Origin of the sequence: Streptomyces sp. AM6-12 (assembly GCF_044327085.1) — a bacterium.
Lineage (GTDB): Bacteria > Actinomycetota > Actinomycetes > Streptomycetales > Streptomycetaceae > Streptomyces.
Map to the genome: position 1 here is coordinate 3,284,025 of NZ_JBIQWN010000001.1, position 17,627 is coordinate 3,301,651.

Here is a 17,627-nt window from a genome sequence, read left to right on the forward strand (position 1 = left end):
GCCCCCGGGGCGGACACCGCCGGGGGCCTTCGTCGTACCGCGTCCCGCGTCAGACCGCCTCGACCAGCGGAACGACCTTCTCCTCCGGCTTCGCCGTCTGCGGGCCACCCCGCAGCGGGACCTCCTTGACGAAGAGGGCGCCGATGAGGACCAGGACGGCGATCGCGGCGCCCAGCAGGAACGCGGAGTGCGTGCCCGCGGAGACCGCGTGCTGGTAGGCCTCACGGGCCAGCGGCGGCAGCTTCGCCAGGCTCTTGGCGTCCAGCTGCGCGGACTGCTCGGTGACGCCCTTGCCCAGCGAGCCCGCCCGCTCGGCCATGACGTCCTTGACCTTGTTGTTGAACAGCGCGCCCATGATGGCGACGCCGAACGAGGAGCCGAGCGTACGGAACAGCGTCGTCGAGGAGGACGCCACGCCCATGTCCTTCATCTCCACGCTGTTCTGCGCCACCAGCATGGTGATCTGCATCAGGCAGCCCATGCCGAGGCCGAGGACCGCCATGTAGACGCCGGAGGTGAAGCGGCTCGTACCGGTGTCCATCAGCGACAGCAGGTACAGGCCCACGATCATCAGCACACCGCCGGCGACCGGGAACACCTTGTAGCGCCCGGTGTTGGTGGTGACCCGCCCCGCGACCATCGACGTCACCAGCATCGCGCCGAGCATCGGCAGCAGCAGCAGACCGGAGTTGGTCGCCGACGCGCCCTGCACCGCCTGCTGGTACAGCGGCAGGAACAGCGTCGCGCCGAACATCACGAAGCCGGTGATGAAGCCGATCACGGACATCAGGGTGAAGTTGCGGCTGCGGAAGATGTGCAGCGGCAGCACCGGGTCGGCGGCCTTCGTCTGCCAGAACACGAACCCGGCCAGCGCCACCACGCCGATGGCTATCAGTTCCATGATCCGCGCGGAGGTCCAGGCGTACTCGCTGCCGCCCCAGGTGGTGACCAGCACGATCGAGGTGATGCCGACGGTCAGCAGGACGACACCGAGGTAGTCGATGCCCGCCTCGGCGCGCTTCTTCGGCAGGTGCAGCACCACGCTGACCAGCACCAGCGCGACCGCGCCGAGCGGCAGGTTGATGTAGAAGGACCAGCGCCAGCCCCAGTTGTCGGTGATGGTGCCGCCGACCAGCGGACCGCCGATCATCGCCAGCGCCATCACGGCGGCCATCATGCCCTGGTACTTGCCCCGCTCCCGCGGCGGCACGAGGTCACCGATGATCGCCATGACGCCGACCATCAGACCGCCGGCGCCGAGGCCCTGCACGGCACGGAAGCCGATCAGCTCGCCCATGTTCTGGGCCATGCCGCTGAGCGCGGAGCCGATCAGGAAGATCACGATCGAGCCGAGGAAGGCGCCCTTGCGCCCGTACATGTCGCCGAGCTTGCCCCAGATCGGGGTGGAGGCCGCGGTGGCCAGGGTGTAGCCGGTGACCACCCAGGACAGGTGTTCCAGGCCGCCCAGCTCGCCGACGATGGTGGGCATCGCCGTGCCCACGATCATGTTGTCGAGCATCGCGAGCATCATCGCGATCATGAGCGCGAGCAGTACGACGCGCACGCTCCGCTGCTTCTTGCCCTCCGGGGGGCTCTCCACCGTGTCCGCCATCTCTTCCCTGCTTCCCCCTGGTCGGCTACTTACTTGCCGCCCGGCTAGTTAGTACACTGCCAAAAGTAGACGGCTAACTAGCCGGGCGTCAAGTAAGTTTCCGCGGAAGCGCGAGGAGTACGAGGATGGGCGTCACCATGGACGGCACCAAGCAGCAGCGCCGCGGCAACACCCGCCAGCGCATCCAGGACGTCGCGATCGAACTCTTCGCCGAGCAGGGGTACGAGAAGACCTCGCTGCGCGAGATCGCCGAACGCCTCGACGTCACCAAGGCGGCCCTGTACTACCACTTCAAGACCAAGGAAGAGATCATCGTCAGCCTCTTCGAGGACCTGACGCAGCCGATCACCGACCTGATCGAGTGGGGTCGCGGCCAGCCGCACAACCTGGAGACGAAGCAGGAGATCGTACGGCGCTACAGCGAGGCGCTCTCGCACGCGGAGCCGCTTTTCCGCTTCATGCAGGAGAACCAGGCGACGGTGCGGGAGCTGCGCATCGGCGAGACCTTCAAGGACCGCATGCACGGGCTGCGGGACATACTGATGGACCCGGACGCCGAACTGGTCGACCAGGTGCGCTCGCTCAGCGCGCTGTTCACTCTGCACGCCGGGATGTTCGTGATGCAGGACCTGGTGGACGACGTGGAGAAGCGCCGCCGGGCCGTGCTGGAGGTCGCCCTCGACCTGGTCACCCAGGCACACGAGCACGCCCACGCCGACGACTGAGCCGCCCGGTCGACTCACTCGACACGGACGGCTCGGAGGGCTCGGCCCAGGGGGCCCGCTCGGCTCAGACGCGGACGCCCTTGCCCTTCAGGAACGGCACCGGGTTGAGGGCGGAGCCGTAGTTCGGGGTCTTACGGATCTCGAAGTGCAGGTGGGGACCCGTGGAGTTGCCGGTGGAGCCGGACAGGGCGATGTGCTGGCCGGTCTTCACCTTCTGGCCGATCCTGACGTCGACGCGGGACAGGTGCGCGTACTGGGAGTAGACGCCGTTCTCGTGCTTGATCACGATGGCGTTGCCGTACGCGGGACCGTCACCGGCGCCGTTGGGACCGGCCTTGACCACGGTGCCGCCGTGCACGGCGACGACCTCGGTGCCGGTGGCCACGGCGAAGTCCTGGCCGCTGTGCTTGGCGACCCAGTGGGCGCCGGACTGGTTGAAGCCCGCGGAGAGCGAGTACTTCTTCACCGGGTCCACCCAGGAGGCCGCCGACGGAGCGGCGCTCGCGACTCCGGCGCCCAGCACGACCGGGACAGCGACACCGGCGGCCAGGAAGGCGGCGCGGGTACGGAGCGAGGACGTACGGGGGGCACGGGACGTGAAGCGCTGGAACATCGAGACCTCGTGAACTCGGGGACAGGTCGGCCGCCCGGCGGACAGGTGTTCGCCGCTGCGGCCATCCCTTGGTAACCGATCGCCCCATACGGGCGGAAGTGGGGCATCTACGGCACCCAGTAGTAGACGACCCCAAAACCACTCACCGCCTTGACGGCCCCGCGCCGACCCGGAAGCCCCCCGCACGACGTGCCCCTTTCCACCCGTAACCAGGGATCTACGAGTGCTTTGCCCGCCCTTTACCCGCCCGGCGGATCCCACTATCGGGGCTAGTAAGGGATGAATCGCCTGTGCGGCATGTCACCGGCTGCGCACTCCGGCGGGGCTGTGAATGTGATGCAGACCCCTATCCACCTACCGATCGGTAACCCTACGGTTCCCCTCACGCCATCCGCACCACAGATCATGCACCTGCCATCCGGCACCGCGTACGTGACGTGAGAGGAACCCCCACCGATGACCAGCCCCCTGGCGCGCCGCCTCACCGTGACCGCCGTCTCCGTGGCCGCCCTGGCCGCCGTGGCCGCCCCGGCCCGCGCAGCGGACGCCACCACGGCCCCGGCCCCCACCGCGGCGGCGAGCACCACGACCGGCAAGGTCGACTTCGCCACCTGGCAGAACGACTGCCAGACGGTCATGGACCAGGCCCTGCCCTACCTCAAGCAGCGCATCGCCGCCGCAAGGCCGGGCGACAAGCAGGCCATCGTCTTCGACATCGACAACACCACGCTGGACACCGATCTGGGCTTCACGGTCCCCCAGACGGCCAACAAGCCGGTCTTCGACGTCGCCCAGTACGCCCAGGAGCACGGCGTCGCCCTCTTCTTCGTGACCGCCCGACCGGGCATCATCGAGGCACCCACCAAGTGGAACCTCGAGTACGACGGCTACAAGGTCTCCGGCATCTACGTGCGCGGCCTGTTCGACCTCTTCAAGAACGTCGCGGACTACAAGACGGCCCAGCGTGTCGCCATCGAGAACAAGGGCTACGACATCATCGCCAACATCGGCAACAGCACGACCGACCTCTCCGGCGGCCACGCCGACCAGACCTTCAAACTGCCCGACTACAACGGCCAGCTCTCCTGAAGCAGTCGGCCGAGGTGCGCGCCTCCCGCACAAAGCCCGGCCGCCCACCCCACCGTTCGGACGGACGGGCAGGGACGTCCGCCGCGTCGCCTCGAAGTGGTTCTCCAAGGTTCTTCAAGGGCTCTCCGACTCGTGCTCGAGGGGCCGTTGGTTAGCTCTCCTTCAACAGCCGGCCCCGTGGGGGCATCGAGTGGCACACGGAAGGAGCAAGACCATGAACAACATCGAGTTCGACGAGCTGGCGGAACTGGCGGATGGGGACGACACCACCGAGGCTGCGGAGGTGTCCGAGCTCACGGACCGCAAGGTCGCTCAGTACCCGCTGTACGGCTGATGCGGCGCAGGTCCCGGGGATTCCCCGGGACCTGCCGACGTCTATCCGATCCGCCGAGAGGGGGCTGAGAATGACTCGTATTACCGATCCGGAGTTGACCGAGTGGTCTCTCCAGTTGAACACGTTGACACCGTCAGGTCGACTGCCACGGCGGGGTACTCCACGCGCAGCGATGGCAGACTTCGTCGCGGGTCAGCTCAAGGACCGGGTCAGGATCCGGCCGTCTGTCTATTCACAGTTCACCCTCTTCAGCGAGCAGCAGACAAACAACCTCCTCCAGATCGCCATGGATTCTCACGGGGACTCGCGGGACTACATGGGCCGTCATGTGCTGCCGGCCCCCGGCGCCGTGAAGTCCATCGTGGAAGAGAGTGACGTCATCAACCGCCTCGCCGCCGCGCACGGGCTTGTTTTCCGCCCCGACAATGAGGCTCTCCTGCTGTACTACCAGAAGTCCGACTGGGTACCGCTGCACATAGACGACCAGCTGGAGTACGAGTTCAATCTGCTCACGATGCTGCGGCGGGTCAAGACCTCCGAAAAATCCCGGACGGCCACCTACTTTTGGGGGGCGGACGGCGAATTCATGGCGACGGACCTCAACGTCGGTGAATCCGTGTTCTTCCACGCCAACTACACCCCGCACGGGCGTCCACCGTTGCCCGAAGGGGAAGAGGTGGTCCTGCTGGCCGTCGGCATGGGAAGGCCGCGGGAATGACGACCTCCAAGATCACTGTCCCTCAGGAGATACTCGGGCAGACACCCCCGTACTTCGACGGTGTGGCTCTGCTCAGGGATCGCGCGGCTCTGCTCGACGGCTGGTCGGACATCTATGAGCTGCCAGCAGCCCCGGTGGCACATGAGTCCCGGGCCACACGGGTGGCCCGCGCGGCGTGGTACGGCCGGCTGATAGCAGACCTTCCGGACAGGACAACGCTCGATGGGCTGCCCCGATCGACGTTCGAGACCGGTCCGGTGCACGGCGGACGCGATGGTGCCCGGTGGACCGATCTCGCACGTCTGGTGGGATTCGCGTTCGAGGACATGGGCCTCGGTCGGCCGCGCCCGCATCCACTGGACCGGACCGCGCGGCAGGCCCTGACGGCAGCCCTCGACTTGTTGGGCGAGGTGTTCCCCCGGGTCGCCGCCCAGGTTCTGCCGTTCGTCAGCGTCGGCATCGTCGTCGAGAACCCTGTGCCGAGCATGTATCTGTCACAGACCCCCGAAGTCATCTACGTGGGCCACCACATGCTGGAGCGCGACACCTGGGAACTCGCCGACGCCGTCCTGCACGAGTCTCTGCACGACGTGACGGAACTCGCCCGCCAAGTCCGGCAGGTGCTCGTCCCCTCCTACACGGAGGACACGTCGGCGACCACGCTGCTGCCGTGGTCGGTCAAGCAGCCGACCAAGCGGTACTTCAGCACCTGGCGGCTCCTTTCGGCATGCCATGTCTATGTGCATCTCGCCGGTTTCCGGCGCAGCGTCATCGGCCCGTCGGCAGAGCAGATCGAAGTCCCCACCGAGCGAGCGCAGTTCATGCTCGACCATCTCCTGGCCTCTCCGCACCGGGACAACCTGGGTGAGGACGGACGCGTCCTGGTGGAGTGGCTGGACCACAGTCTCAAGGCAATGCTGGAGGTGCGCGCATGAGGACGCGCTGTGTCCGCCTCGCCACCCTGTCCACGCGGCGACATGTCCTCGCCTTCCTGAAGGACCCCGCCGCCACCGTACTTCTTACCCCGACATCCGCATTCGCTCTGGGATGTGTTCAGCGCTCGGAGTCGGTCGACGAGGCCCGGGACCTCTTCGTGAGCAGGACGGGCGACAAGCTCACCGATGCCGCGGGTACGTTCGACAAGCACGTTCAGACCCTGGACTCCCTGGGTTTCGTCGGCCCACGGGCCTGACGCCCAGCGCTCCCTGTTCCCGGCTCGTCATCTCCGAAGTGTGAGGCATCCCGTGCTGTCAGGCCGTTCAGACAGTTACCCAGCAGGGCTGGTCAAGCTCCTCCTCGCCATGGCGGCTTCAGAGTTCGGCGACAAGCTGGTCCAAGTGGCGTACGCCCTCATCGCGGTGAAGGAAGGGTCCACGACCTTCCTCGCCGCGGTGCTGGCTGCTCAGACCATTCCGATCCTGGTGCTGACACCCGTGGTCAGCTCCCGGAACTGGATCCGCTCGCGGACGGCGTGGCGAGCCGGCTTGATCGGTCAGGTGGCGGCCTTCGTCGTTGCCGCCGTGCTGGCCCACAACCCGGTCGTCGTGCTGGCGTGCGTTCTGATCGCGGCCTCCTGCGAGGCCCTGACCATGCCGTTCTCCCGTTCGCTGCTGCACGCCCTGAGCGATGGGCGACAGGCCGAACTCGCCAAGGCGTGGGGTGTGACCAAGGCCGGCGCCGGCGCCGCGGGTATGGTGCTGGCCGGCGTGCTGGTGAGCCTGTCCGGTGCCGGACCGACCTTCGTGCTGAACGCCCTGACCTTCCTGCTCGTCCTGGCCGTGGCCTGGTCACCGCGGATTCCGGAGGCGGACCCCCAGAGCAACCCCAAGGCCATGGCGGGCTTCGGCTACTTGCTGGCCCCGGGCGCGTTCGGAGTCGCCGGTCTCCTCTGCCTGGTCGCCATGCTGCTCACAACCAGCCTGGAGGGAGTGTCGGGTCCCTTCATGCTGGCCCGTACCCCCGGCTACGACATCAGGGGCCTCGGCATCGTGATGGCCTGTTGGGCGGTCGCATCGATGATCACGGCGGCGGTGACCCCCAAGCGGAGCACTGCGGTGCGGGCCTTTCTACCGCTGTCCAATGTCCTGGTGGCCCTGGCACTCGGTCTGCCCAGCCTCGGGCTCCCTTTCTGGCTCGCCACTGCCACGTTCGTTCTCGGCGGTATCGGAAACGGTATCTTCAACCTTCTTCTCTCCCGCATCATTTGGTCGAGCGTGCCAGCCGATGGACAAGCCCACGCATGGGCCGCTTTCAACTGGATCCTGAACGCGTCACTTTTCCTGAGTTTCGCGGTGGGCTTCGTCCTGCGCCCAGGCCACGCTCCCACGCTGCTGGCGGCTGTCTCAGGAATCTGCCTTGTCGCCGGGGGGCTGTACCTCTCGACGCTGGCGCGGGCATCCAAGTCGATGAGAGTCATCGCCTGATGTGTTGCAACGGTCATGGCCGCGAGCGTGCCCAGGAAGGAAACAATCGTGCTGAACGTTACAAGCCCGGAATTCGTCACCAAGGTCTGGCGGCGTGAGGTGGCGGAGCTGGCCGCATGCTCTGTCACACCGCCTGTGGCCGCGCTGCCAGACTGCCTGAATGAGTTCTTGAAGGCTGCTCGTGCGGGGTCGAAGACGCCGGGCCAAGGTGAGGCTGTCACCGTGATCGACGGCCAGCGTGCGGACGCACTCGACACCTCGCAGATGTTCGACCCAGAACTCGACGCGGACATGGATGCCTACATCCAGCGGATCGACACCAAGATGGCCGGTAGATTCTGGAATACCGCCTATTTCGGTCTGCCGGCGGTGAGCGCGGAATTCTGGGACTTCGCCAAGGCCTTCGCCGATCTCATGGCGCAGGTCCTCGGACACCGGCCGGGCGGCAGGGTCGACGTCGACTGCTTCGTCGGACGCTACGAGTGGACCCATACGGGCGCCCACGTCGACTACGCCGACAACTTCGCCTTCACCGTCCGCCCTGGAAAGGTGATGCTCACCTGGCCCTCGTCGGTATCGGGTGTCGCCGGAGCCAAGTGGCCGGAATACAACGCCTTCCGCGGCCAGTCGACGCCGCTCAAGAACCTCCCGGATCGCATCGCCTACTTCCCCTACGACACGTACCACGTGGCGGAGTCGCCGGACGAGGTCAGCCTCAACTTGAACCTGGCTTTCTGGGACGACTGCCGGGACACTGGGAAAGTGGTCGACCGAGTGCGCCGCGCACTGAACTCGAAGGGGCCGAAGCGGGCGCCCATCGGTATCAACGGTGCGACGACGCTCGCCGTGGAGGACACCGACAACCTGAACACCCTGCGGCGGCTGGTCAGCCAGGGGGATGTCGAGCGGTGGATGGCCGGGTCGGCACTGCGACGCGAGACGAGCAGCCGGCTGGGCGTGCCGCGGCCCGTCAGCGGTCCGGTCCGTCTTGCCGCCGAGGTCTCTCTGCTCTCCACCGCCGGACTCCAGTGGTATGTGTCGGAGTCGCGGGAATGGCTGATGCTCGGAGGCAACGGGCATGTGGCCGAGTTGCCCTACGACCGTCAGCTCCTCGACGATCTCGCGTCCCTCGTGGACGGCGGCAGCGTCGAAGTCAACGGTCTGGCCCCGAACGCCCCGCTGGGCCGAGTCCTCCAGTCGCTGGCGAAGTGGGGAGTGGTGGGAGCCCATTCTCAGCCTGCCGGCCAGTGACTCGGAGCGGCGCCGGAACGAACGTACCGAACAAGGAAAGGCGGCAGGAAACAGTGACGGGAAGATACGAGGAGAGCCTTCACCTTCCGGATCCGGCGGTCCGCCGGGACGCGCCCGTCCCTTCCGGACCGCTGGAGCGTCAGGTCATCGCCGACCGGTTCTTCCGGGACGGACGGCTCCGCCAGTTTCCCACCAAGCGCAAGACGCGGGTGGCCGTGCTCCTGAAACTCGCGAGTCTCTTCGAGCCGGGTCGTGTCTACCAGGAGCCGGAGGTGAACGCACTCCTCCAGGCAGCGCACGACGACTTCGCGGCCCTGCGGCGGGCGCTGATCGATCACGGCTATGTCGTCCGTCATGACGGGCAGTACCGGCTGGCCACTGAACTCCCCGCACGGCTGCCCGGGGAACTCCCGGTGATTTTGGAGTGGGAGGCGGAATGGTTCGCCGCCCACGCCCGGCAAAGCACCGTCTGACAGCGTCCAGGCCTCGGCCGGCACGGCGTAGGCGAGTTCGACGGGCCGACTGGCGACGGGCGGCTCCGCCGTTCGGTCAGCTGCTGAAGCAGTCCGTCCCTCACCGGTCGGCCACACGCTCTCTGCCTGATCCCGGCTCTTTCACGGACCTCTTCCCGGACGCGGAAGTGACCGTGGAAGAGCGCCGAAGGGGCCGGTGCCAAAAGCACCGGCCCCTTCGGCTGAAGCGCCGCGGGTTTACGCGTCCTTGCTCAGGTTCGGGCCGCCGCCCGCCGCCTGCTCGATCGGCGGGGCGTCCGGCAGGGCCGACTTCTCCTCGCCGCGGAAGGTGAAGGTCGCGGAGTCACCCTCGCCCTCCGTGTCCACGACCACGATGTGGCCGGGGCGCAGCTCGCCGAAGAGGATCTTCTCGGAGAGGCTGTCCTCGATCTCGCGCTGGATCGTACGGCGCAGCGGCCGGGCGCCCAGCACGGGGTCGTAGCCCCGCTTGGACAGCAGTTCCTTGGCGGACTGGGAGAGCTCGATGCCCATGTCCCGGTCCTTCAGGCGCTCGTCCACCTTGCTGATCATCAGGTCGACGATCCGCAGGATGTCCTCCTGCGTGAGCTGCGGGAAGACGACCACGTCGTCCACGCGGTTGAGGAACTCGGGCCGGAAGTGCTGCTTGAGCTCGTCCTGGACCTTGTTCTTCATGCGCTCGTAGTTGGTCTTCGTGTCACCCGAGGCCGCGAAGCCCAGGTTGAAGCCCTTGGAGATGTCCCGCGTGCCGAGGTTGGTCGTCATGATGATGACCGTGTTCTTGAAGTCCACGACCCGGCCCTGGGAGTCGGTCAGGCGACCGTCCTCCAGGATCTGGAGCAGCGAGTTGAAGATGTCCGGGTGGGCCTTCTCGACCTCGTCGAACAGGACGACGGAGAACGGCTTGCGGCGCACCTTCTCGGTCAGCTGGCCGCCCTCTTCGTAGCCCACGTAGCCGGGGGGCGAGCCGAAGAGACGCGAGACCGTGTGCTTCTCGCTGAACTCCGACATGTCGAGGGAGATCAGCGCGTCCTCGTCGCCGAAGAGGAACTCGGCGAGCGCCTTGGACAGCTCGGTCTTACCGACACCGGAGGGGCCGGCGAAGATGAACGAGCCACCGGGGCGCTTCGGGTCCTTCAGACCGGCACGCGTACGGCGGATCGCCTTGGACAGCGCCTTGACGGCGTCGACCTGGCCGATGACCCGCTTGTGCAGCTCGTCCTCCATGCGCAGCAGGCGGGAGGACTCCTCCTCGGTCAGCTTGAAGACCGGGATGCCGGTGGCCGTGGCGAGGACCTCGGCGATCAGCTCGCCGTCGACCTCGGCGACGACGTCCATGTCGCCGGCCTTCCACTCCTTCTCGCGCTTGGCCTTGGCGGCCAGGAGCTGCTTCTCCTTGTCGCGCAGCGAGGCGGCCTTCTCGAAGTCCTGCGAGTCGATCGCGGACTCCTTGTCCCGGCGGACGCCGGCGATCTTCTCGTCGAACTCGCGGAGGTCCGGCGGCGCGGTCATCCGGCGGATGCGCATCCGGGAGCCGGCCTCGTCGATCAGGTCGATGGCCTTGTCCGGCAGGAAGCGGTCCGAGATGTAGCGGTCGGCCAGGGTGGCGGCCTGGACCAGCGCCTCGTCGGTGATGGAGACGCGGTGGTGCGCCTCGTACCGGTCGCGCAGACCCTTGAGGATCTCGATGGTGTGCGGCAGGGACGGCTCGGCGACCTGGATGGGCTGGAAGCGGCGCTCCAGGGCCGCGTCCTTCTCCAGGTGCTTGCGGTACTCGTCCAGCGTGGTCGCACCGATGGTCTGGAGTTCACCGCGGGCCAGCATCGGCTTGAGGATGGAGGCCGCGTCGATGGCGCCCTCGGCGGCACCCGCACCGACCAGCGTGTGCAGCTCGTCGATGAACAGGATGATGTCGCCGCGGGTGCGGATCTCCTTGAGGACCTTCTTCAGGCGCTCCTCGAAGTCACCGCGGTAGCGGGAGCCGGCGACCAGGGCGCCGAGGTCCAGCGTGTACAGGTGCTTGTCCTTCAGCGTCTCGGGCACCTCGCCCTTGACGATGGCCTGGGCGAGGCCCTCCACGACGGCGGTCTTGCCGACGCCGGGCTCACCGATCAGCACCGGGTTGTTCTTGGTACGGCGGGACAGCACCTGCATGACCCGCTCGATCTCCTTCTCGCGCCCGATGACCGGGTCGAGCTTGGATTCGCGGGCGGCCTGGGTGAGGTTCCGGCCGAACTGGTCCAGGACCAGGGAGGTCGAGGGGGTGCCCTCGGCCGGGCCGCCGGCGGTGGCGGTCTCCTTGCCCTGGTAACCGGAGAGCAGCTGGATGACCTGCTGCCGCACCCGGTTGAGGTCGGCACCCAGCTTGACCAGGACCTGGGCGGCGACGCCCTCGCCCTCACGGATCAGGCCGAGCAGGATGTGCTCCGTGCCGATGTAGTTGTGGCCCAGCTGAAGGGCCTCGCGGAGCGACAGCTCCAGGACCTTCTTGGCACGGGGGGTGAAGGGGATGTGGCCGGACGGGGCCTGCTGGCCCTGACCGATGATCTCCTCCACCTGCTGACGGACCGCCTCGAGCGAAATGCCGAGGCTCTCCAGGGCCTTAGCGGCGACACCTTCGCCCTCGTGGATGAGACCCAGGAGGATGTGCTCGGTGCCGATGTAGTTGTGGTTGAGCATCCGGGCTTCTTCCTGAGCCAGGACGACAACCCGCCGCGCGCGGTCGGTGAACCTCTCGAACATCGTTAATCGCTCCTCAGAGCGGTCAGGCAGTGGGGGGAACTTCCCCTCCCTGTCCTTCCGCAGCTTAGTCCCGCAAGCGGGGACCGCTCATTCCAACTGCCGACACCGTCCTTGGCCTCCTGACCGCGAACGCCGACATCTGCTCCAACCCGATGGTGCGAGACGATGTTCCCGCAGGCCAGGCAGTTACCCCACTCGCCACTACGCCGATGGCGAACGGGAGACCGCCGCGCCCACGCGTCGCCCCCTCCCACTAGGCATGTCTTACCCGCGGGGACTGACACTCCATGCCGAGCGCACCGGTTCCCTCCGCTATGGGCGAACAACCTTGCGGCTCCTCGTCCCACCGGCCGCCCACGTTTTCGGCACGCTATGCGATCAGTGGGGAACTCAGCGTAACTCGCCGCCTGTCCCGCCTGTTGCACCCGGCATGACTGGCACGGTCTCCACGACCTCCACGGTCCCCCTTCCCCGCCGCCCCGTCGAACCGGGAGCGCCCGGTGCGCCCGGTGCGCCCGGACGCGGGCCGGGGTGGCGCGAGGTCCGGCGCTGGTACGAGCACGAGCTGGGCTGGCCGACCGTGCCCGGAGCGCCGCCGGGGCTGCCGGCCGGGGTGCTCTTCGACGTCCTGGACGTGCCGGCCGAGGCGGGCGCGCGGGCGCTGCGGCATCTCGCGCCGGGCTCGCCGGTGGCCCTGCGGGGTGACCGGATGCGGCTGCTGGTGGCCGCGGGCTGCGCGGAGGAGCTGCCGGGGCTGCTGGACTGGCTGGAGTGGGGCGCCGTGGCGCTCGATCTGCGGGCCCTGGGGGCGGGAGACGTCCTGGAGCCACCCCTGCCGCCCGGCCGGCCGCTGCCACCGCCCGGCAGCCCGAAGGGGGCCGCCGTGTGGCTGCGGCCCCCTGTGCCGGGACGCGAGGCGGAAGCCTCGCTGCCCGCGATGCCGGGCGTGGGGCGCGAGGGGAGCGCCCCGGATCTCGTACGGCTGGTGGACACGGTGGCAGCGTGGTGTCACCGCGTCCGGCTGCGGCGGGGATGCGGCGGGGTGCCGGTCTCGCCGTAGCGCCGTACTGACGGTCGTGCCGTTCTGATGGTCGTACCGATATCCGGCCGATTCGGCCGGTCAGCCGTTGGCCTTCTCGTACGCCTCGCGGATGGAGGCGGGGACGCGGCCGCGGTCGTTGACCTCCAGGCCGTTCTCCTTGGCCCAGGCGCGGATCGCCGCGGTGTCCTGGTTGCCGCCGGCGGCGGCACGCGCCTTTCCGCGGCCGCCGGAGGCACGGCCACCGGTGCGACGGCCACCCTTGACATAAGGGTCGAGAAGGCCGCGCAGCTTGTCCGCATTGGCCGTCGTGAGATCGATCTCGTACGTCTTGCCGTCCAGCGCGAACGTCACCGTCTCGTCCGCCTCGCCGCCGTCGAGGTCGTCGACAAGAAGGACCTGAACCTTCTGTGCCACCGGATTTCCTTTCATCGATAACGTTGAGGGTCAGGGTGCGCGCGTCCGCCCGTTTCGCCGCCCCTGTTATATGCAGTACTGCGATACGTCGGAAAGCAAACCGCTTTTGCGGGAAAAACACAAACCCCTGGGAGAGCGGTGGGGAGGGGGCAGCGGCCGGAAAGATACGCGTTTCGGACATAGGGCACCGCGCATAGTCGCCGGGCAAAGACGATCACAGATGCAGAAGCATCCGGCTGTTGCCCAGGGTGTTCGGTTTCACTCGTTCGAGTCCGAGGAACTCCGCGACGCCCTCGTCATAGGAACGCAGCAGCTCCGCGTAGACATCGGTGTCGACCGGTGTCTCACCGATCTCGACGAAGCCGTGCTTCCCGAAGAAGTCGACTTCGAAGGTCAGGCAGAAAACCCGGCGAACACCGAGCCAGCGCGCGGTCTGGAGCAACTTCTCCAGCAACTGATGGCCGACGCCCGCGCCCTTGAGGCCGGGCTTGACCGCGAGAGTGCGGACTTCCGCGAGGTCCTCCCACATGACGTGCAGCGCGCCGCAGCCGACGACCTCGGCGTTGTCGTCCCGTTCCGCGACCCAGAACTCCTGGATGTCCTCGTAAAGCGTGACCGTGGCTTTGTCGAGCAGGATGCGGCCCTGGACGTAGGCGTCGAGGAGGCGGCGCACGGCCGGCACATCGCCGGTCCTGGCCCGGCGGACCGTGATGGCTTTTGCGGAGACTTCGGGGTGCTTCGCGGACATGGGCGGACGCTATCGCCCGGCGGCGTCCTGAGCCGAGCCGGGGTTCTCCTGTTGCTCCGCTTGTGCGGCTCGCGGTTCGGCGGCTTCGGGGGCTTGCCGGGTTTCCGGTCCCTGGACGATGCGTACGGCGTCCTGAAGGGCCTGGCGCTGTTCCTCGCTCATCATCCCGAAGAACGCGACGAGTGCGGCGGCGGGGTTGTCGCTCTGCGACCAGGCGTCGTTCATGAGGGCCGCGGCGTAGGCGGCGCGGGTGGAGACGGCCTCATATCGATAGGCCCGTCCTTCCGCCTCGCGGCGGACCCAGCCCTTCTGATGGAGATTGTCCAAAACCGTCATCACGGTGGTGTACGCGATGGTGCGTTCCTGCTGGAGGTCTTCCAGGACTTCCCGAACGGTCACCGGGCGGTTCCACTTCCACACCCGCGTCATGACGGCGTCTTCGAGTTCTCCCAAGGGGCGAGGCACAACTCAGAACAATAGTGGGAGATCGCGGCGATGGCGTGCCAGACGTGGCGAAACCTTACGAACCAGGACAAAAAGGGCGTGTTTGAGGAAAACGGCGCTTCCCCCCCGGCCCTCGGCGATCCCTCGGGGCGGCTCAGGCGTCGGCCGCGGCGGACGTGCCGCCGGCCGCCTCCGCCCGCGCGATGGCGGCGTCGACGGCCGCGTCCTCCTTGGCCTTGGCCGCCCCGCCCTGGGTCTTCACGATCACCCGGACCACACCGATGAAGAACGCGGCCATCACGACCGGGGGCACAAGCGCGGAGACATAGTCCATGCGACCAGAGTAGCCATGCCCTACCGGGCGAATCGGGCGGGGTGGGGGTACGCGGAGGCGGCTGTACGGACATACCGCCGACCCCGGAGAACGGCCGTCACCGACCGGGCGCCCGCCACCGGTGGGTACCCGGCCGGGGTCAGCAGACCAGTTGCTGCGGCGGGGCCGGGGGCTTGCGGCGGGGGAAGACCTCGCCGGGGGTGGGGATGGGGCGCTTGGGGGCGGCCGGGTCGGGGCGCTCGGCGGGGGCCGGCTTCGGGGCGGGCTTGGGGGGCTGCTTGCCGGCGTCCTCCGACGGGCGCCCCGCACCGCCCGACAGGGCCAGCAGACGCGTGCGCGCGGGCGGCACCGCCGGCGCCGGGACCCTGCGCGCGCCCTGGGCGAAGCGGGCCCGTACGTCGTGTTCCGCCAGCGCCCGGCAGCGTTCCAGCAGCGCCGCCGCCCTCGGGTTCCCGCGCAGTGCCCGCAGCGCCGCGAGGTCGTCCGGCACCGGCCGGTACGCGGCGCCCAGCGCCTCCTCCAGGAGGGTGAAGTAACCGGCCGCGGTGCCCGGCAGCGCGGCCCGGTAGCGGTCCAGATCGGCCAGCAGGAAGGCGCGCAGTCTCACCCCCTCGTGGATCGCCTCGTCGAGCGACTCGGCGAGCCGGAGGCAGTCCTGTACGTCCTGGGCGGACGTGCGGCCGGGGTGAAGGGCGAGGGCGAGGGCGCGGCGGAGCACACGCAGCTCCTCCGCGCCGAACGCCATGCCGCCGCGGGATCCGTATGGCGTGGGCATGCGGCGACGCTACCGCTAATCGGACAAAAGCGTCACAACGGGATGATGTGTCGCGAGGGTTTCCCTCTAAAGCCGCGACACGTTCCGCTCGTACACCAGCCGCAGGCCGATCAGCGTCAGCCACGGCTGGTGCTCGTCGATCACCGATGCCTCGCCGAGCACCATCGGCGCCAGCCCGCCCGTCGCGATCACCGTCACGTCGTCCGGGTCGTCCGCCAGCTCGCGCGCCATCCGGCCCACCACCCCGTCGACCTGGCCGGCGAACCCGTACACGATGCCCGCCTGCATGGCCTCGACCGTGTTCTTGCCGATCACGCTGCGCGGCCGGGCCACCTCGATCTTGCGGAGCTGGGCGCCCTTGACGCCGAGCGCGTCGACGGAGATCTCGATGCCGGGGGCGATGACACCGCCCACGTACTCGCCGCGCGCGGAGATCGCGTCGAAGGTGGTCGCCGTACCGAAGTCGACGACGATCGCCGGACCGCCGTACAGGTCCACCGCCGCGGCCGAGTTGACGATGCGGTCGGCGCCGACCTCCTTGGGGTTGTCGGTGAGGATGGGCACGCCGGTCTTGACGCCCGGCTCGACCAGGACCGCCGGGACGTCGCCGTAGTAGCGCCGGGTGACCTCGCGCAACTCGTGCAGGACCGAGGGGACGGTGGCGCAGATCGCTATCCCGTCGATGCCGTCGCCCAGTTCGTCGCCGAGCAGCGGGTGCATGCCCATCAGGCCCTGGAGCAGCACCGCCAGCTCGTCCGCCGTGCGGCGGGCGTCGGTGGAGATGCGCCAGTGCTCCACGATGTCCTCGCCGTCGAACAGGCCGAGGACGGTTTGCGTGTTGCCGACGTCGATCGTGAGCAGCATGGCCGTTACTCCGCCTCCCGCAGGTCCAGGCCGATGTCCAGGATCGGCGAGGAGTGGGTGAGCGCGCCGACGGCGAGGAAGTCGACGCCCGTGTCGGCGTAGGCGCGCGCGGTGGCGAGCGTCAGGCGGCCGGAGGCCTCCAGGAGCGCCCGCCCGTCCACGATGCCCACGGCCTCCGCGCACTCGCCGGGCGTGAAGTTGTCCAGCAGGATCAGGTCGGCGCCCGCCTCCACGACCTCGCGCAGCTGGTGCAGCGTGTCGACCTCGACCTCGATCGGCACGTCCGGGAAGGACTCCCGTACGGCCTTGAACGCCTCGGCGACGCCGCCGGCCGCGACCACGTGGTTGTCCTTGACGAGGGCCGCGTCCGACAGGGACATGCGGTGGTTGACGCCGCCGCCCGCGCGGACCGCGAACTTCTCCAGGGCGCGCAGGCCCGGCGTCGTCTTGCGGGTGTCGCGGACCTTGGTCTTCGTGCCCTCCAGGACGTCCGCCCACGCCCGCGTCGCGGTCGCGATGCCGGACAGCCGGCACAGCAGGTTCAGCGCGCTGCGCTCGGCGGTGAGCAGGTCGCGGGTGCGGGTGGTGACGGACAGCAGCTTCTGCCCGGCCTCGACCCGGTCGCCGTCCTCCACGTGCCGCTCGACCTCGAACTCGTCCGTGCAGACCACGGAGAGCACGGCCTCGGCGACCCGCAGCCCGGCCACGGTGCCCGCCTCGCGCGCGGTGAAGTCACCGGTGGCGACGGCCTCCTCGGAGATGGTCGCGACCGTGGTCACGTCCACCCCGCCGGCCAGGTCCTCCTGGATGGCCACGGTGGCGATGTCCTCGACCTCGACCGGGTCGAGCCCGGCGTCGGCCAGCAGCTCGGCGAGCACGGGGTCGAGCCCGCACTCCAGGTACTCCTCGTCGTGCTCCGCGCCGCAGCCGCAGCCGTCGCCGCAGCCGCCGGTCGTCACGAGGGGAAGGTCGTCGGTGCTCACGTCTGTCACTGCTCCTGAAGCGCTG

19 protein-coding genes are annotated in these 17,627 nt (G+C 68.4%); 9 read left to right on the plus strand and 10 right to left on the minus strand.

The features are described from left to right. Window positions 1-49 precede the first annotated feature (49 nt). Window positions 50-1,612 carry an MDR family MFS transporter gene (locus ACE4Q9_RS14830; protein ID WP_397984706.1) on the minus strand — a complete coding sequence of 521 codons (1,563 nt, stop codon included), beginning with the start codon at window positions 1,610-1,612 and terminating at the stop codon, window positions 50-52. A 125-nt stretch (window positions 1,613-1,737) separates the two neighbouring features. On the opposite strand from ACE4Q9_RS14830, the gene ACE4Q9_RS14835 reads away from it, so the two are divergent. Continuing rightward, window positions 1,738-2,337 (plus strand): TetR/AcrR family transcriptional regulator, encoded by a 600-nt coding sequence (locus tag ACE4Q9_RS14835; RefSeq protein ID WP_397984707.1) that lies wholly within the window; start codon window positions 1,738-1,740, stop codon window positions 2,335-2,337. A 64-nt stretch (window positions 2,338-2,401) separates the two neighbouring features. Here ACE4Q9_RS14835 and ACE4Q9_RS14840 read toward each other — a convergent pair whose 3' ends face one another. Further along, window positions 2,402-2,950 (minus strand): M23 family metallopeptidase, encoded by a 549-nt coding sequence (locus ACE4Q9_RS14840; protein ID WP_397984708.1) that lies wholly within the window; start codon window positions 2,948-2,950, stop codon window positions 2,402-2,404. A gap of 456 nt (window positions 2,951-3,406) precedes the next feature. Here ACE4Q9_RS14840 and ACE4Q9_RS14845 point away from each other — a divergent pair, with 456 nt between their 5' ends. The 7 genes from ACE4Q9_RS14845 to ACE4Q9_RS14875 all read left to right on the plus strand — a co-directional run bounded on the left by ACE4Q9_RS14845 (window position 3,407) and on the right by ACE4Q9_RS14875 (window position 9,238). Then, window positions 3,407-4,039 (plus strand): HAD family acid phosphatase, encoded by a 633-nt coding sequence (locus ACE4Q9_RS14845; protein WP_397984709.1) that lies wholly within the window; start codon window positions 3,407-3,409, stop codon window positions 4,037-4,039. 506 nt (window positions 4,040-4,545) lie between these two features. Continuing rightward, a complete protein-coding gene (locus tag ACE4Q9_RS14850) occupies window positions 4,546-5,091 on the plus strand; it encodes a hypothetical protein (protein WP_397984710.1) in 546 nt (181 codons plus the stop codon). After that, entirely contained in the window at window positions 5,088-6,026 is a 939-nt protein-coding gene (locus tag ACE4Q9_RS14855) for a hypothetical protein (protein WP_397984711.1), read from the plus strand. The genes ACE4Q9_RS14850 and ACE4Q9_RS14855 overlap by 4 nt, the downstream gene beginning before the upstream one ends. Next, the gene (locus ACE4Q9_RS14860) at window positions 6,023-6,283 is read left to right on the plus strand and encodes a hypothetical protein (RefSeq protein ID WP_397984712.1); all 261 of its coding nucleotides are present in this window, start codon (window positions 6,023-6,025) and stop codon (window positions 6,281-6,283) included. Before ACE4Q9_RS14855 ends, ACE4Q9_RS14860 begins: the two co-directional genes overlap by 4 nt. Window positions 6,284-6,392: 109 nt before the next feature. Further along, entirely contained in the window at window positions 6,393-7,514 is a 1,122-nt protein-coding gene (locus ACE4Q9_RS14865; RefSeq protein ID WP_397984713.1) for an MFS transporter, read from the plus strand. Between the two features lie 15 nt (window positions 7,515-7,529). Next, window positions 7,530-8,765, plus strand: a complete 1,236-nt coding sequence (locus ACE4Q9_RS14870) for a hypothetical protein (RefSeq protein ID WP_397984714.1) — start codon at window positions 7,530-7,532, stop codon at window positions 8,763-8,765. A 53-nt stretch (window positions 8,766-8,818) separates the two neighbouring features. Next, entirely contained in the window at window positions 8,819-9,238 is a 420-nt protein-coding gene (locus ACE4Q9_RS14875; RefSeq protein ID WP_397984715.1) for a DUF2087 domain-containing protein, read from the plus strand. 237 nt (window positions 9,239-9,475) lie between these two features. Here the strand turns inward: ACE4Q9_RS14875 and ACE4Q9_RS14880 are convergent, their stop codons facing one another. Further along, a complete protein-coding gene (locus tag ACE4Q9_RS14880; protein WP_397984716.1) occupies window positions 9,476-11,998 on the minus strand; it encodes an ATP-dependent Clp protease ATP-binding subunit in 2,523 nt (840 codons plus the stop codon). Window positions 11,999-12,428: 430 nt separating this feature from the next. Here ACE4Q9_RS14880 and ACE4Q9_RS14885 point away from each other — a divergent pair, with 430 nt between their 5' ends. After that, on the plus strand, window positions 12,429-13,058 hold the full coding sequence (locus ACE4Q9_RS14885) for an SCO3374 family protein (protein ID WP_397984717.1): 630 nt from the start codon (window positions 12,429-12,431) through the stop codon (window positions 13,056-13,058). 60 nt (window positions 13,059-13,118) lie between these two features. On the opposite strand, the gene ACE4Q9_RS14890 is transcribed toward ACE4Q9_RS14885, so the two are convergent. The 7 genes from ACE4Q9_RS14890 to nadC form a co-directional block, all read right to left on the minus strand. Then, window positions 13,119-13,454: an Lsr2 family protein gene (locus tag ACE4Q9_RS14890; protein WP_146465087.1), complete on the minus strand. Its 336-nt coding sequence runs from the start codon at window positions 13,452-13,454 to the stop codon at window positions 13,119-13,121. 214 nt (window positions 13,455-13,668) lie between these two features. Then, entirely contained in the window at window positions 13,669-14,202 is a 534-nt protein-coding gene (locus tag ACE4Q9_RS14895; protein WP_397984718.1) for an amino-acid N-acetyltransferase, read from the minus strand. Window positions 14,203-14,211: 9 nt separating this feature from the next. Further along, window positions 14,212-14,631 carry a BlaI/MecI/CopY family transcriptional regulator gene (locus ACE4Q9_RS14900; protein WP_397987219.1) on the minus strand — a complete coding sequence of 140 codons (420 nt, stop codon included), beginning with the start codon at window positions 14,629-14,631 and terminating at the stop codon, window positions 14,212-14,214. Window positions 14,632-14,800: 169 nt separating this feature from the next. Beyond that, a complete protein-coding gene (locus ACE4Q9_RS14905; RefSeq protein ID WP_397984719.1) occupies window positions 14,801-14,980 on the minus strand; it encodes a hypothetical protein in 180 nt (59 codons plus the stop codon). A 139-nt stretch (window positions 14,981-15,119) separates the two neighbouring features. Next, on the minus strand, window positions 15,120-15,725 hold the full coding sequence (locus ACE4Q9_RS14910; RefSeq protein WP_397987220.1) for a hypothetical protein: 606 nt from the start codon (window positions 15,723-15,725) through the stop codon (window positions 15,120-15,122). Window positions 15,726-15,821: 96 nt separating this feature from the next. Further along, complete coding sequence (locus ACE4Q9_RS14915) at window positions 15,822-16,619, minus strand: type III pantothenate kinase (protein WP_397984720.1); 798 nt, start codon at window positions 16,617-16,619, stop codon at window positions 15,822-15,824. Between the two features lie 5 nt (window positions 16,620-16,624). Continuing rightward, window positions 16,625-17,602 carry a carboxylating nicotinate-nucleotide diphosphorylase gene (gene nadC, locus ACE4Q9_RS14920; protein WP_397984721.1) on the minus strand — a complete coding sequence of 326 codons (978 nt, stop codon included), beginning with the start codon at window positions 17,600-17,602 and terminating at the stop codon, window positions 16,625-16,627. Window positions 17,603-17,627 lie beyond the last annotated feature (25 nt).